11 protein-coding genes are annotated in these 15745 nt (G+C 60.6%); 4 read left to right on the top strand and 7 right to left on the bottom strand.

Annotated elements, in window-relative coordinates; translation table 11 throughout:
* Positions 1-45: 45 nt before the first annotated feature.
* The 3 genes from ASC90_RS25520 to ASC90_RS25510 all read right to left on the bottom strand — a co-directional run bounded on the left by ASC90_RS25520 (position 46) and on the right by ASC90_RS25510 (position 3945).
* Positions 46-765, bottom strand: coding sequence for a transporter substrate-binding domain-containing protein (locus ASC90_RS25520; protein ID WP_056547254.1), 720 nt, complete (start codon positions 763-765; stop codon positions 46-48).
* Positions 766-788: 23 nt separating this feature from the next.
* Positions 789-3149: an EAL domain-containing protein gene (locus ASC90_RS25515; RefSeq protein WP_056546852.1), complete on the bottom strand. Its 2361-nt coding sequence runs from the start codon at positions 3147-3149 to the stop codon at positions 789-791.
* Positions 3150-3333: 184 nt separating this feature from the next.
* The gene (locus tag ASC90_RS25510) at positions 3334-3945 is read right to left on the bottom strand and encodes a 50S ribosomal protein L25/general stress protein Ctc (RefSeq protein WP_056546849.1); all 612 of its coding nucleotides are present in this window, start codon (positions 3943-3945) and stop codon (positions 3334-3336) included.
* A gap of 335 nt (positions 3946-4280) precedes the next feature.
* Between ASC90_RS25510 and ASC90_RS25505 the strand changes: the two genes are divergently transcribed.
* The 4 genes from ASC90_RS25505 to ASC90_RS25490 all read left to right on the top strand — a co-directional run bounded on the left by ASC90_RS25505 (position 4281) and on the right by ASC90_RS25490 (position 12046).
* The gene (locus ASC90_RS25505) at positions 4281-6329 is read left to right on the top strand and encodes a bifunctional diguanylate cyclase/phosphodiesterase (protein WP_056546846.1); all 2049 of its coding nucleotides are present in this window, start codon (positions 4281-4283) and stop codon (positions 6327-6329) included.
* A gap of 76 nt (positions 6330-6405) precedes the next feature.
* Positions 6406-7860 carry a hypothetical protein gene (locus tag ASC90_RS25500; protein WP_056547251.1) on the top strand — a complete coding sequence of 485 codons (1455 nt, stop codon included), beginning with the start codon at positions 6406-6408 and terminating at the stop codon, positions 7858-7860.
* A 153-nt stretch (positions 7861-8013) separates the two neighbouring features.
* Positions 8014-11265, top strand: a complete 3252-nt coding sequence (locus tag ASC90_RS25495) for an adenylate/guanylate cyclase domain-containing protein (RefSeq protein WP_056546843.1) — start codon at positions 8014-8016, stop codon at positions 11263-11265.
* A 103-nt stretch (positions 11266-11368) separates the two neighbouring features.
* Positions 11369-12046 (top strand): peroxiredoxin-like family protein, encoded by a 678-nt coding sequence (locus tag ASC90_RS25490; RefSeq protein WP_056546841.1) that lies wholly within the window; start codon positions 11369-11371, stop codon positions 12044-12046.
* Positions 12047-12086: 40 nt separating this feature from the next.
* Here ASC90_RS25490 and ASC90_RS28540 read toward each other — a convergent pair whose 3' ends face one another.
* The 4 genes from ASC90_RS28540 to ASC90_RS25470 form a co-directional block, all read right to left on the bottom strand.
* A complete protein-coding gene (locus ASC90_RS28540) occupies positions 12087-12539 on the bottom strand; it encodes a Kazal-type serine protease inhibitor domain-containing protein (RefSeq protein ID WP_162246995.1) in 453 nt (150 codons plus the stop codon).
* A 94-nt stretch (positions 12540-12633) separates the two neighbouring features.
* The gene (locus ASC90_RS25480) at positions 12634-13566 is read right to left on the bottom strand and encodes a ribose-phosphate pyrophosphokinase (protein ID WP_056546835.1); all 933 of its coding nucleotides are present in this window, start codon (positions 13564-13566) and stop codon (positions 12634-12636) included.
* A 106-nt stretch (positions 13567-13672) separates the two neighbouring features.
* Entirely contained in the window at positions 13673-14488 is an 816-nt protein-coding gene (locus ASC90_RS25475) for a hypothetical protein (RefSeq protein WP_056546831.1), read from the bottom strand.
* A gap of 102 nt (positions 14489-14590) precedes the next feature.
* Positions 14591-15742 carry a Xaa-Pro peptidase family protein gene (locus tag ASC90_RS25470; RefSeq protein WP_056546828.1) on the bottom strand — a complete coding sequence of 384 codons (1152 nt, stop codon included), beginning with the start codon at positions 15740-15742 and terminating at the stop codon, positions 14591-14593.
* Positions 15743-15745: the final 3 nt, after the last annotated feature.

Genomic DNA, 15745 nt, shown 5'->3' with positions numbered 1-15745 from the left:
AAACGGTGGCAAAGTCAAGCACAAGCGGTGAGAAGGAACGGAAAATCAATCCGAAGGGCGAAGGCCATATTTCATGAAGATGGCTTCCTGGGTGCCGTCGGCAATCAGTCTGTCGAGCGCCGCTTGCATTTTCGTCAGCAGATCGCTCGGAAACCCTTTCTCGCAGGCAATTCCCATCGGTTGGGAGGACAGGGTCGTGACTTTCTCTATCGGTTGTTCCGCCTTCAGCTTTGCGAAGTAAATCTCGGAGATCGGCATCATGTCGACGCGCCCGTTGAGAAGTTTGCGAAGTGTCGCGTTGAAATCGGTGGCGACATCGAGCTTGGGGAAGCCCTTCTCCTTGAGCACAGTCTCGGTATAATCCTCGCGCTGTGTTCCGATTGTGTAGTTCTTGGCTTCCTCGAGGTTGCTGGCGGATACGCTGGAGCCGGATTTCTTGATCAGTATGTTATTGTCGACCAGCAGCGGTTCGACCCATCGGAACATCGGATCCCGCTTCGTGTTATGCGCGGTCGTGAAGACACATGTCATCGGCGTCGTCTGCGCCAGGCTGTAGGCGCGGGCCCATGGCAGCATCTCGATCGTGTAGTCGATGCCTGCCGCCGCCATGATTTTTTCGACCTGCTCGACGGAGGTGCCTTTGATCGCCTTGCCATCCCGATAGTTGAAGGGCGCGTATTCCTCCGTCGTCAGGGTCACGGTCGCCGCATAGGCTTGCGACGTGATCGTGACGCCGAGGAGGGCGAGAAGCATCAGCCTTTTCATCGTGTTGCCTTCCCGGTTTGGCGTCATGAAGCGCGCGCTATCGAACGTTCGTCGGCCCTCAGTCGCTCGATCAGATCCGCGGCGTTCTGCGGACGGTGGAACAGATATCCCTGACCGAAATCCAGCCCCATGTCGCAGAGCGTACGGCACTCGTCCTCGGTCTCTATACCCTCGGCGATAACCGTGCAGTCCATCTTGTGTGAGAGCGTCGTGATGCTCTCGACCAGCATGCGGCTCTTGTGGCGGACATCTTCGTTGGCGTCGTTGATCGACCGGGTGAACGACTGGTCTATCTTGATGATGTCGACGGGAAAGCGGTTGAGATAGCTGAGCGACGAGTAGCCCGTGCCGAAGTCGTCGAGCGCGATACGGCAGCCAAAACGGCGCATCTCGGCGACAACCATGCGGATTTCGGGGTTGTTGTGCATCAGCACGGCCTCGGTGATCTCGACCACGATGCGATCGGGGCGAATGCCGTGGCGACCAAGGAAGGCGGCAAGCCGGGCAGGCAGAGCCAATTCGAACTGCAGCGGCGAAAAATTGATCGCGAGGTAGCTATCCTGCATGCCGGGCAGGCGCGAAATGGTCGCCAGATGCGCGATCGCCTTTTCCATGACGACGTTACCGACACGCACGATTTTTGCCGTTTCTTCCGCGACATTGATGATGGCGGCCGGTGCCATCAACCCCTTCTGCGGATGATTGAGCCGCATGAGTGCTTCGAAGCCGGCAATGTGCCGGCCATTCAGGCTGACGATCGGCTGCAAATAGGCATCGAACCAGTCCTCGGCGAGACCGGCCTCGATGCAGGTCTCGATCTCGGCGCGGGCGCGCGCGTGGTCCAGCATGCTGTTGTCGAAAAGCTGCGCGCCATTCTTGCCGTCGCGTTTCTTCGCATACATGGCCATATCGGATTTCTGCAACAACTCGGCCGCGTTGGAGGCGTGGCGCGGATAGATGGCGATGCCGACGCTGGCACTTAGGTGAAGCTCCGGGCCGAAAGGCTCGAGGAAGATGGAGGCGATCTGCTCCGCCATGGCGTTCGCCCGCCGGTCTGCATCCTTCGCAGGCAACAGGATTGCGAACTCGTCGCCGCCAAGGCGTGCCGCTACATCGGAGGGCGCGAGATGGGCCTTCAGTCGCTCGACAAATGCACGCAGCGCCCGGTCGCCTTCCGCGTGCCCGAGATTGTCGTTGATCCACTTGAAGCGGTCGAGATCAACGAAGAGGCAGGCGAGTTCGTGGCCGACGATGTCGGCCTCACCGATCTTCCGGTCCAGCACGGCTTCGAAGCCCTGGCGGTTGAGCAGGCCGGTCAGATGGTCGCTGATCGCCTGTCGATGATTTCTTGCCTCGGATGCCTTTAGTTCGGTGACATCGGTCATAACCGAAAGCGATAGCTGATGGTCGTTTCCGGATGCTGCATGTGATTCAAGGATCAGTACGTCCATGACCATGCCGCCCGCGCACAGGAATTTGACAGTCACGTCAAGCGCCGTGCCCCCATCGACTTCGTTCTTGCGGTTGAGGAAGGCGTCCCGGGTGTCGAAGGTCACAAGATCGGCAAACCTTGAGCCGACCACGCGCGCACGTTCGTACCCTGTGGCGACGAGCCAATAGTCGCTGACGGCTGTAATGCGGTCGGCCTCGTCGAGCGAAAACAGCATCGCGGGTGTGAGGTCGTAGATATCGATCGCCCGGCGGTGGGCAAGTTTGAGCTCGCGCTCCTCGCTCGCCAGCTTTGCCTGCATCTCATTGAAGCCGCTGGCAAGACGGCCCATCTCGTCGTTCGACTGCCAGTCCACGTGGTGGCGCGAGCCAAGCTGGCAGGTCGCTTCGATGGCTGCGGTCAGGCGCATCAGCGGTCGGATGACGAAGATGCGATTACCAATCAGTGCGGCGCTGAAGACGGCAAGGACGGCGAAGATGAATATCGACATGAAGACGATCTCTTCGTGCTTCAGGCCTGAGAAGAGGCCGAGCGCCGGGTAGAAGACCGCGATGGTGCCGAGATTTTTCGGACCGTCGAGCGTGTTGTAGATGATGGCGCGCGACACCTCTACCAGGTGGCCGCCGAAGGATCGCGGGATGGTCGATTGCGTCACATCAAGCTGGCCGGACTGGTCGCGGACCTGAACCTTGACGATGGCGCCCTGCGACACGATCGTTGCGCTGATCTGCGTTACGCTGTCTTCGTCGAGATCCCAGAGGGGCTTGGCAAGTGCCTGTGCGTTGGCAACAAGAAGGACGGAGATGTGGTCTCGTATTTCCTTGTCTGCACGCTCGGACGAAAGAAAGAGAAACAGAATAAAGAGAGGACCGACGAAGAGGAGAAGCGCCCCGAAGATGATTCCCAGAAATCGATTTTCAACGGAATTGTGCATCGTTCCGTCTACCCCCTGCCGCCTTCAGTTCTTGCCGGCTTCTACAAGAGCAGTGTCTTGGAAGGCGGTCAGTTATGCTTCCCTCAAATGTATTAAATGTTGCTGAAACGGGGTCTTACGGCCAAATGAAAAGGCCCGCCTTCCGGAGAAAGCGGGCCTTATGCTTTACAAATCGTGGAAGCTATCAGGCTTCTGCTTCGCCTGCTTCTGCAGCACTTTCGTCGATACCGCCAGCCGGGGCAATGATCGTTGCGATCGTGAAGTCGCGATCGATAACCGTAGTCACGCCCTTCGGCAGGGTGACTTCCGAGATATGGATGCTGTCGCCGATCTTCTTGCCGCTGAGGTCGATGTCGAAGAATTCCGGGATGGCATCAGCCGGGCAATGAACTTCGATTTCGTGACGAACGATGTTCAGAACGCCACCGACCTTGAGGCCCTCGGACTTCGCTTCGTTGACGAAGTGAACCGGGATTTCAACGGTGACCTTTGTGTTGCCCGACACGCGCAGGAAGTCTACGTGCATCGTGAAGTCGCGAACCGGATCGAGCTGGTAGTCCTTCGGCAGAACCTTGTACTTCTTGCCGTCGACTTCGATCGTTGCAATGGTGGTCATGAAACCACCGGCATGGATCCGCTTCGTCACCTCATTGGTGTTGAGAGCGATAGAAATTGGGGCCTGCTTGTCACCGTAGATGACAGCGGGAATAAAGCCTTTGCGGCGGAGTTCACGGGCGGACCCCTTACCAACCCGTTCGCGCGCCTCGGCCTTGAGCTCGTAGCTTTCGTGGCTCATGACATTACCTTTCGAGGTTATATGGAGAGTTCGACGAAGGCATCCGCCTGCCGCTGAACTGGAGGCGGGTTTCCCCATCCTCATCCGTGTTGCCTCCAAGGGTGTCTACACGGACGCGTGCGCTATAGTATAGATGCGCCTGAAAGGCAAGTCGCTGCGGCGGGGTGGGTTTGCCGGCCGTGGCGACAAGCTCCGCGCGAGCGGCGCTGCTCACCAGCGGCCAGAAGTTGAAGCGGCTCGTCAACGTTTAACCATGTAGCAGCAATTCCGCCGGAGTTAAGGATTGCTAATGTGCGTGGCGATATGAAGGAACCGTTTTCCAATCTGGTCCCGTCATGCTCCGAGTTATCTCCTGTATCGCCGTAGAACATAGTTTGCCGCACCTGATCTTCGCAACGGTCATCTGCCTGCTTGGCTCGTTGCTCACCGTGCGCCTGTTTTCCAGGGTACGGCGTACGCAAGCGCTGCAGAAGCTGAACTGGTTGTTCCTGTCGGGCTTCGTCGGTGGCGCAACCATCTGGACGACGCACTTCATTGCAATGCTGGGATACAAGGCGCCGGCCTTGAGCGGTTATGAGCCCGGGTTGACGCTGCTGTCGCTGTTCATCGGCATCGCCTCGACGATGACCGGCTTCGCGATCGCCTCCACGCGGCAGCAGGATGGCCTTGTCGAAGCTGGCGGTGCAATCGTCGGGCTCGGTGTTGCCGCGATGCACTATACCGGGATCGCCGGCTACAGTGTCGCGGGCGATGTAGAGTGGAGCAGGGGCCTCGTGATCTGCTCTCTGATCGCGGCAGCTGGGTTCGGCGCGCTGGCGACCAATCTTGTCGCGCGTCCGAAAAGCCGGTTCAGCAGGTTGGGCGCCGCTTTTCCGCTGATCCTTGCGATCGTCTGCGCGCATTTTCTGGGCATGGCCGCGATGACGATCGTGCCGAACGCGACGATCGCCGTGCCTCAGGAAATTCTGTCCGGCGGCGTGATGACTGGCCTTGTGGGCGCAGTCATGATCATCATCCTCCTTCTCGGCGCATCAACATACGTGATCGACATGCAGTCGAATGAGGCGGCTGTTGCCCTCTACCGCCACTTGTCGCTTCACGACCCACTGACCAATCTGGCAAACCGTACAGCCCTGAACGACCATCTCCAGAAGCTGATCAAGAACCTGAACGATACGACGCATAACGTCGTCGTGCTGTGTTTCGACCTCGATCGCTTCAAGGAAATCAACGATGTCCACGGCCACGCGGCGGGCGATGCGGTGCTGCGGGCAATTGGCGAACGACTGACCAGGATCATGGGCAAAGGGCAGTTCGCCGCTCGCGTCGGCGGCGACGAATTCGTTGTCGTGATCCGAGATCCCGTTGGCCGGTCCGAGGCAGGCGTCCTGGCTCAGCGGCTTCTCGAGGAGATCGAGCTGCCAGTAGAATGGAGCGGCCAATCGCTCTGCGTCGGATCCAGCATCGGGGTTTCGAGCTTTCCCGATCACGCCAGAACGGTTGACGACCTGCTGTCTCAAGCCGACGTTGCGATGTATCGGGCAAAGGCTGCTGCCGGCAGCAGCATCTGCTTCTATGACCCCTCGATGGACGAGGCCGCCCGCGCACGAAACGCGCTAGCAATTGAGATGCGCGAAGGGCTTAAGCGGGGGGAGTTCGAGCTATTCTACCAGCAGCAGAATGATACCATGAGTCGCGAAGTGATTGGTTTCGAGGCGCTCTTGCGGTGGAAGCACTCGACGCGCGGATACATCTCGCCGGTCGAGTTCATTCCGATCGCGGAAAAGACCGGGTTCATCATGGAACTCGGGGAGTGGGTCCTGCGTCGTGCGTGCGCCGAGGCCGCAAGTTGGAAGAAGCCGCTTGGCATCGCCGTGAACGTAGCGGCTCAACAGCTTGCCGACAGCCGCTTGCCGCAGATCGTCCATCAGATTCTCGTTGACACGGGGCTGACACCATCGCGGCTCGAACTGGAGATCACCGAAACCGGCATCATTGCCGACCACGGACACGCGCTGAACGCGATCCGTCGGTTGAAGGCGCTGGGCGTAAAGGTGGCGATGGATGACTACGGAACAGGCTACTCGTCGTTGTCGACGCTGCAGAGCTTTCCCTTCGACAAGATCAAGATCGATCGCGCATTCGTCGACGGGGTGGTCAGCAACAAGCAGTCCGCGGCGATCGTGCGTTCAACACTCATCCTTGCGCAAAGCCTCGACATTCCGGTGTTGGCCGAGGGTGTGGAAAGGGAAGAGCACATCGATTTCCTCCGACGCGAGGGGTGCCTGCAGGTACAAGGATTTCTGTTCGGCCAGCCGGTACCACGCGCGGGGATCGAGGCGCACGTCAATCCAACGCCGGGTGAGCGCGACGCGGCTGCCTGACGACCGGACGGACGGGTTGACATCCTCTGTCGGGAAACTTCACATATCCTGAAGCGAAGCGGCGGGGGACTTGACGATGCGGCTCAACATCATCACGGCTACCAGCGTCTTGGCGCTCGGTCTGGCCTCGACGGCATATGCTGTCGACATCAACCAGGACGGCGCAAAGGCGATCCAGCAAGGCCTGACGAGGCTGCTGCCACCGGAAGCAGTCAGGGATGGCTTCGTTACCGTCAATCCAGCGGGGACTCGGTACGAAATTATTTACGACTTCGCGAGGTTGCTGAACAGCATTGATCCAGCAAGTTTCGCAATCAGCGGCCTCACGCCCTGGTCGATGTTTGCGACGCCACAGGATAGCGGACTCTGGAAGATAGACGGCGATAACTCGCTGGATGTCTCCGGACATGTGAAGGCTGCGGACCAATCGAAGACCGACTTCACCTATGTCATCGAGTCACTCGTCTACAGCGGCGTATTCGACACCACGATCCGCTACTTTCGTTCCGGCGATTTTACCACCAAGGGTGTCCGTTTCTCCTCGAAAACCGATGCCGAGGAGGTCAGCGCCAGCGTGGATCATAGCCAATACAAGCTAACGTCGTCGAATGGAGCCACCGCTGGCAGGACGAATTTCGCCGCCAGCGGTCGAGCCACGGCGTTTGTCGAAAGGATCAGCGGCAAACAGGTGCCTCCGGTCGAGATTCGCGCCGATACCATCGATTTTGCCGCGGCTGTGAATGGCCTGCCAGCAAAGGAAATCAGCGATATCGTCGTTTTCGCACTGGAACACGCCGAGGACAAGACGCTGAGGCCGGCTGAGAGCGAGAAGCTGAAGGCGACGTTGCGAGATGCATTTCCGCTGCTCACCAGCCTGAGCGAAACGATCGATCTCAGCAATTTCACCGTATCGAGCGAAGCCGGGAGCGGTGTTGCAAAGGAACTGACCTACGAGGTGTCAATCGACGGACCGAGCAACGCCATGCGTCTGGGGGTTGGCCTGGCGGCACAGCAGGTTAGTTTCGACAGTCCGCTTGTTCCGGCCGGCTATTCCGCGTTCGTGCCGGAGGCAATGCAGGTGCAGTTCGCTGTCGCCAACCTCGATTTTGCCGCCTTCGGCGAGGAATTCATGAAAGTCGACCTGACGCGATCCAATGCTTCGGATGACGCCGGCCAGAAGGCTGCCGAAGCCCTCTTCAACGGCGGCGATCTGGTTATCGATTTCCCGAAGATCAGTGCTGTTTCCAGTGTCTACGATGCAGAGGTCTCGGGAAATATCCATGGCCGGATCGATAGCGCCAAAGACTACTCCATGGATGCCTCGATCCTCGCGCGCGACTTTGACAAGACGATCGCCGCTGTGCAGGACCTCGCAAAGACCAATCCCGATCTCAACCATGTCTCGTTCGGCCTGATGATGGCAAAGGGATTTGCCAAGACTGAGCCAGATGGACGGCAGAGGTGGGATATCAACGTCGCGCGCAGCGGTGCGGTCACGGTCAACGGTCAGGTGATCAAAGGCGCCGACTAGCTTCCGGCCCACCCGGGCGTTTTGAGCATCGCCACCGCTGGTCGCGATGCACGCTCTTGCGGGGTTTTCGCCTCAGGTTCATTGTAGCTTGCCGGCGCAGGCGATGAGGCACACTCGGAGCGGCTGACGCCTGGTTTCGTAAGGTCGGTTTCAATGAATTGTGCCGCCTGCGGGTTTGCGATTGAGAGCGGCTTTGCGTTTTGCCCGAAATGCGGTGCAAGGCAGCCCATCGCTTGCGCTGCCTGCGGGGAAGCGTGCCAGCCCGACTTCGCGTTCTGCCCGAAGTGTGGAGCGGCTATCGGCGGAGCGGCCGTGCGTGGCGGTGGTTCTGATACGGTTTCGGAAAGGCTTCTTGCCGTGCCGACAGCCGACGAAGGTGCTGACAGACGACTGCTCACCGTATTGTTTGCCGATCTCTGTGGTTTCACGACTCTCAGCGAGAAAACCGACCCGGAACTCATGCGCGCCTTGCAAAACGAGCTGTTCGAAGAGCTGACGCGTGCGGTGGAAGCCTTTGGCGGTTTTGTCGACAAGTTCGTCGGCGATGCGCTGCTTGCTTTGTTCGGCGCCCCCGCCGCACATGAGGACGATCCGGACCGAGCACTTCGCGCCGGGCTCGAGATGATCGCCAGCGCGACCCGCCTCGGCGCCAAATGGCAGGGGGGCGGTGCGCCGCTCCTGCTCCACGTCGGCATCAACACAGGCACCGTCGTCAGTGGTGGCTTTGGCGCTGCAGCGGCCAGATCCTATTCGGTTACAGGCGATACCGTGAACACGGCTCAGCGGCTGCAAACCATCGCCGGCCCAGGTCAGATACTGGTGGGACCGGTAACCTATCGCCTGACAAGGCATGCATTCAATTTCGAAGATCTCGGCTCTCAAGCTCTTCGCGGGAAAGCCGGTCAGGTCGAGGTTTACCGCCTGATTGGGCCGATGGATTCCCCGCATGCCGCGCGCGGCCTGGAGAGCCTCGGGCTTCATGCCGAGATCATTGGACGCGATGCGGAGCTCTCCAGAATGACGGATTGCCTCGAGCTCGCGTGTGGCGGCAAGGCCCAGCTCGTTCAACTGGTCGGCGAGGCCGGGATCGGCAAATCAAGGCTCGTCAGGGAGTTCCTTGACTCGATTGCGGCGGCCGGCCGTTTCCAGGATGTCGTTGTTCGGCGCGCGGTCTGCTCGCCGTTGGGCGAGCAGACCTATGGCACGCTCGCATCTGTCCTGCGCAGCGCATACGGGATTGCGGAGCGGGAGACTGCATCGAGGACGGCGGAACTGATGGCATCCGGCTTGAGGGAGCTGGGCTTTGCTGACGACGATGTCGCGGCGCTGGCGCCCCCATTGTCCTATGTCTTCGGCCTCGGCGATCCCGACGGAGCTTTGCGCCACGTTGAACCGGAACAACTGCGGCGACAGATACTCCATGCTACCCGCACAATCATCGAACGGCGGCTGTCGCTCAGCCCGCTGTTGCTGGTGGTGGAGGATCTTCACTGGGCGGATTCAGCCTCGATCGAGGCGATTCGTTTCGTGCTCGACAGGTCGGAGCGCATGCGACTGATGATGCTGACGACCGGGCGTTCGGTCGCCGAAGGCGTTGGGCTCGAATCCGACCGGACGAGCCGCACGGTGCTGCGTCTGGCACCGCTTTCCCCAAGGGATGGGGAGAGACTATTGACGCAGTTCTTCGGCGCCGATGACGCGGTGCCACGGGGCACCCGTTCGCGGATTCTGGGACGCGCAGGCGGGAATCCGCTGTTCATCGAAGAGATGGTTCGATCCCTTATCGAGACCGGCGCGCTGCGCTTCGATGGCGGACGCTGGAGCGTTGCAGACAGCGACATAGAAACGGAGATACCGATGAGCCTGCAGGCAATGCTGCTTGCGCGCGTCGATCGGCTGCTGCCGCAGATGAAGCGGCTGGCGCAGGAGGCCGCAGTCATTGGTCCGCGTTTCGACGACGCGCTGCTGCGCGCAGTGGCGTCGGATGCCGGCGGCATTGATGCCGGTCTGGATTTTCTCTGCAAGGCAGAAATCCTTGAGGAGATACCCGGTAGCGCCGTGGGAACGACGATGTCCTATCGTTTCCCGCAAATTTTGTTGCATGACGCCATCTACGCCAATCTCCTGCTGCAGCGCCGCAGGCAACTGCACGGCCGCATCGCAGCGGCAATCGAGCGGATGCATCAAGGCACGCCCGACCGGCTTGACGATATCGTGCAGCTCGGCCACCACTTCTGTATGGCAGAGGTGTTGGGAAAGGGCGCCCGCCATCTCATGGCCGCCGGGGATCTCGCTCGCAAGACCTATGCTAATGGCGACGCTATGCGCCTCTACCGGGAGGCGCTAGCGGCGATCGCGGACAGTCCCGACGTGCGGCTCGAACGCCTTGCGCTTTCCGAGCGGCTCGCGGATTTGTGCGGGTCCGCCGGTGAACGCGATGCGGCACGCGAGCACTACCTGTGGACATTGGAGAACTTTCGCCAGACTGGCGATCTGCCGGGTGCCGGGCGCATCCGGCGAAAACTCGGTCGCCTGAATGTGGCCGCCGGCAGGTGGGATCTCGCCGATGCCGACTATGCCCAGGCGGCTGCGCTACTCGCTCAGACCGAGGCTCCAATAGAGCTTGCCCACCTGCTGCAGGAGCGCGGCCACCTTGCGTTTCGAATGGGAGATCCGAATGCGGCTGCGCGCTGGGCGGACGATGCGCTTGCCTGCCTCAATACCGCTACCTTCGAAATGGCGAGTTCGGTTGCCTCTGAGGTAGCGCGAGTAAGGGCAGAGGCGCTGAACACCAAGGGCGTCGCGCTGGCCCGGCTGGGCCGCCACCGCGACGCATTGCATGAGGTCGAGGGAAGCCTCGAGGTAGCGGAAGGAGCGGGGCTCCTCGGCGGTGTTTGCCGGGCCTATGCCAACCTTAGTGTTCTCTACACGATCGTAGATCCAGTACGGGCGATTGACGTTTGCCGGCGCGGGCTCGATGTCGCCACGCAGATCGCCGACCTGAGTTATCAGGCGCGGCTCTTCGCCAATCTCGCGGTGGCATGCTGCACGTTCACGGACAATTGCGCCCGTGAGGGCGTGCCGGCAGCAGAGAAGGCGATCGAGATAGACCGGGCTCTTGACCTGCGCGACCATCTGGCCGTGCCGCTTATCGTCCTTGGGCAGATCCATCAATGCCATGGCAAGCCGGATCTGGCCTGGACCTACTACGAGGAGGCACTTCAACTTGCGCATGAGATCGGCGAACCGCAGCTGCTCTTTCCGTGCTATGATGGGCTTGCCACGTTGAATCTCGAAAAGGACGACATGGCCGAGGCGGAGCGCTACTTCACGCTGGCCCAGGACGTGTGTGCGAGGCATGGGCTGGACCCGGATGCGTTGATCGTTCTGCCGTTTCTTGATTGATTCAAGGTCGACGCGTAAATCGCTGATTTTCAAGACTATTTGTGTGGATGGGCTTTCTCAGCGGGCGCTAACAGGTGCCGGACAGCAAATCAAGGAGGGTGATATGCCCGAAAATCAAAGCGAAAGGCCGCTGCAGCCCGGCGACCGTGCTCCGAATGTCGTTCTCGATGCGATCACCCGCAATGGCAAAATTGCCATCGATGATTTTCGAGGGCAGAAGCCCGTGCTCGTCGGGCTGTTTCGCGGACTTCACTGTCCGTTCTGCCGCCGGCAGATTGCCGCCATGGCGAGCCTCGCCGGCGACCTGCACGAGAAGGGGGTGGACAGCCTGACGATCGTCAATACACCAATCGACCGGGCACGCCTCTATTTCCGTTTCCATCCCTTGCCCAACCTGGTCGCTGCTTCCGATCCCGACCGGATTTCGCATCGCGCCTTCGGCCTTCCCAACCTGGAATTCACGGAGTCGGAGACTGTCTGGCCGTACAAGGTCGGTCTGGATGCCCTTACGTCGATGCGCATCGAGATGGCGGATTTGCCCGAACCTATGGCGCCGATGGCCGCTGTCGACTATCTCGACAAGGCAGATGGCTACGACTTCACCGACGACGACCGGCACATGATCGCGACAGGCGAGGGCCAACTGGTCGGCGAATTTCTCCTTGACCGGGATGGTGTCGTCAGATGGTGCTTCACCGAGGTCCCCGACGATGGGCGTCGCATGTTCGGTATTCCGGCGCCACATGAGGTCATGTCGGCGGCGTCGCATATCGTGGGCTGAGTTGCAGAGGCGACGTCATCGGGCTTCCAAGGATGCCATCCTACCTGTGGCATTCCCCCTCACCGATGACGCGGAAGCCGTCGTTGTGCGCTTCGCAGGCATTCGGGAAGGTGCGGATCTGCGGACCGCGCTGGCCGCAAACGGGCCGGTACTCGCGGGTGCAGACGCCGCCTGGTCTATCAGGTTCCGGGCGCGATGGCTCGGGACGCGGCGGGCGCGGCGTTACCGGCGGTTCGGCACGGCATTCACCGCGACCGATGATGTGGAAACCATTGCTGCGTGCCTGGCACGCATTGCCGAACGTCTGTACGCGACCGCCGCGCTGGCCGCAGACGGGAGCATACTCCATCGTGCACATCTGGGGCTGAGGCGGGCGAGGGTTGGGCGGTGGTCGGGAATAGCCGGGATCGACATCGACAGTGCAGGCAGAAAGGAGAGGCACGAGAAGCAGCGCGAGTTTGCGTAGCTGCACCAGGCTTTCGAACCTCATCATCATCCCTTCCGGCCGGAATTTCGCATAACACAAGCGGAAGCTGCATTCACCCGGAAGCGCAAACTGCTGCAATCGTTGCTAATTTCATGAAAGGTCAGTCGAACAGGCTGGAGACCGACTCTTCCTGGCTGGTGCGGTTGATCGCTTCGCCGATCAGGCTTGCGGTCGAAATGACGCGGATGTTGTGGGCGGATTGGACGCCGGTCGTCGGCTGGATGCTGTCGGTGATCACCAGCTCCTTCAGTTTGGAGGAGGTGATGCGGGTAGCCGCGCCGCCGGACAGGACGCCATGGGTGATGTAGGCGGTGACACTGGCGGCGCCCTTGGAGAGCAGTGCTTCCGCAGCATTGCAGAGGGTGCCGCCGGAATCGACGATGTCGTCGATCAGAAGGCAATCCTTGCCGGTTACGTCGCCGATGATGTTCATGACTTCGGATTCACCAGGGCGGTCGCGACGCTTGTCGACGATCGCCAGCAGACAGTCCAGCCGTTTGGCAAGCGAGCGGGCGCGCACCACACCGCCGACGTCAGGCGAAACCACCATGACGTTGCCGAGATCGTAGTTCGCCTTGATGTCGCGGGTCAGGATCGGCACGGCGTATAGGTTGTCTGTCGGAATGTCGAAGAAGCCCTGGATCTGGCCTGCATGGAGATCGAGCGTCAGAACGCGATCGGCGCCGGCTTCGGTGATCAGGTTGGCCACCAGCTTGGCCGAGATCGGCGTGCGACCGGAGGCGCGGCGATCCTGGCGGGCGTAGCCGAAATAGGGAATAACGGCCGTGATGCGGCGGGCCGACGAGCGGCGCATCGCATCGATCATGATGAGCAGCTCCATCAGGTGGTCGTTTGTCGGGAAGGACGTGGACTGGACGAGGAAGATATCCTCGCCGCGCACGTTTTCCTGGATTTCCACGAAGATTTCCTGGTCGGCGAATCTTCGGACCGTTGCTCTGCCCAAAGGCACATTAAGATAGTTGCAGATCGCTTCGGCGAGATGCCGGTTCGAATTGCCTGCGAAAACCTTCATCTTGGTCCGCCTATTACCTGCTGATAGCCGCGCTTTTTAGCCAGCTTGCTCCTGAATGCAAGGGCAAAGGAGCCACATGCCTCCATATTTCTGAAAACCCTGTGGCTTAGCCGTCCCGAGCCTGTCGCCACGAGGAAAACTCGGTGATCGTTTTCGAGGCGATTTGCTGCATCACGGAGGCGGGTACGGCGGCCCATGGATCCTGTGCCGCCGAGGGTACGCTTTCCTGACCCTGTATGCGGTGCAATCGAGCGCCGGTATTGTCGAGCACGTCCCAGACGTAGACGACCGTTACCTTGCCGCTGTCGGAAAAGGCCGAGAGGTAGCCCTTGAGAATATATGCACTGCTGTTGTCGTTCGAGCTCTTGATGGAAAAGCCGTGCGACCTGGCTTCAGAGCCCAGCTGGCGGGAGAGCGGCGTGACGGCCTGAACAGGAGCGCCGATGATCGGCAGGAACCGGACAGTCGTGCGCGTTTCCGGCGTGCTGGTATTGAGCGCCGCCGTGCGCGTCGGCTGACGCGCCGGTGTTTCCACCATGTCTTCTTCTTCGGCCTGGGCGTTCGATACCGGTTCGGAAAGTGGCTGTGCCTCGATCGGCACGGAAGTGCCGGGAGACGGTGTACTGCTGTTCAGTGCCAGTGCCTGCGCTTCCATCGTGGTGGGAGGCGCTCCGGAGCCGCGTACATAGGCCTGCTGATTGTAAAGAGGATGATATCCGCCTTGCCGCGGTTCCGCCGTGAACGCCTGTCGCGGCCGGGCGCCCGCCATGCGCTCGGCCTCGCTCTGGGTAACGGGAGAGGACCGAATGCTTGCGGAGGAATCGCCGATGTCGACAAGGGGAACGAGGGCGTCGGTCGTGTTGCAGGCTGATAGCAGGGCAAGGCAGGCAAAGAGCATCGGAGCAGTCGCAGCTCGCGTCATCCCTTATTTCGTCCTTCCGTCATGCATTCGTCAGCCCCGATCACTTTATGACGGTCGGGACTGTCCAGGTCAATTCCGGATTGTTGCCGGTGAAGGTTTGCGTCAGGCGCTGATGAAGTCGAGCGAATGGCGGGAGAGTGCGCGGGGCGCGTCGCCGGTCGTCAGGTATGTCTGGCCAAGCGTCATTGCGGTGCCTGTGTCGGAGTCCATGATGATCATGTGCACGAACAGCGACATGTCGGGCTCGATCAGCTGCGGGTTGCCGACATGGAACATCTGGTGCTCCATCCATGACGGAGAGAAACGCGCCCCAAGCGAATAGCCGCAGGCGTTGAGCCGGTGGCGGGCGAGGCCACGCTCATCCATGATCCTGGCGTGCATGTCGAAGACATCACCGAAGCTGTAGCCCGGCTTCAGAACGGTTTCAATCGCCCGGATGGTCTCGAGGCAGGCGTTGTATAGCTCTCGGTGGCGATAGGTGGGTTCGCCGATGACGATCGTGCGCATCATCCCCGCGTGGTAGTGCGCAAAGGCTCCGGCCCATTCAAGGGTCAGTTGATCATTGGTGTCGAGCTTGCGGCGGCCGGCCTTGTAGCGGCAGAGGAGTGCGTCCTCGGCGGAGCCGATGATGAATTCGTTGGCGGGATAATCGCCGCCGCCTGCAAAAACCGCGCCCTGCATCGCCGCGAGGATATCCGCTTCGTCGGCGCCCGGCTTGGTCAGAGCAATGGCGGCGTCGAGCGCATCGTCGGCAAGCGCCGCTGCGCGCTCCACATAGACGATCTCGGCGGGGCTCTTGATCAGGCGCAGGCGACTGACGAGATAGGAGGCGTCGACGACCTGAGCGAACGCCATCAGCTGCGCATCGAGCAGCCGCGCGACGCGGCCCGTCATGCCGTGGGTGTCGTACTCGACGCCGATCCGGGCGCCAAGCAGGTCCATCTCGACCAGGAGGTTCTTCAGATCCAGTGTCGGATCGGCATTAACGCGATCGACCCAGACCTGGATGTTGTCAAGGATCGATGTCTGCTTTGCCTGGCGCAGATCGGCGGAGCGCGTGATCAACGCCATGGTGCCATCCGCCTTGACAACGAGCGTCTGGAAAAAGCAGTAGCCGAACGTGTCGTATCCGGTGAGCCAGTACATGCTTTCCTGGGCGAAGAGCAGGATGGCGTCGAGTTTCTCCTCCCGCATCTTGTCGGTCAGGCGCGCCAGACGAGTGGCAAATTCGGGCTTTTCGAAATGGAGGGCCATGCC

This window comes from Rhizobium sp. Root1220, assembly GCF_001426265.1.
Taxonomy (GTDB): domain Bacteria; phylum Pseudomonadota; class Alphaproteobacteria; order Rhizobiales; family Rhizobiaceae; genus Rhizobium.
The sequence above is the reverse complement of the archived record's forward strand: the minus strand, read 5'-3'. Positions and strand labels throughout refer to the sequence as shown.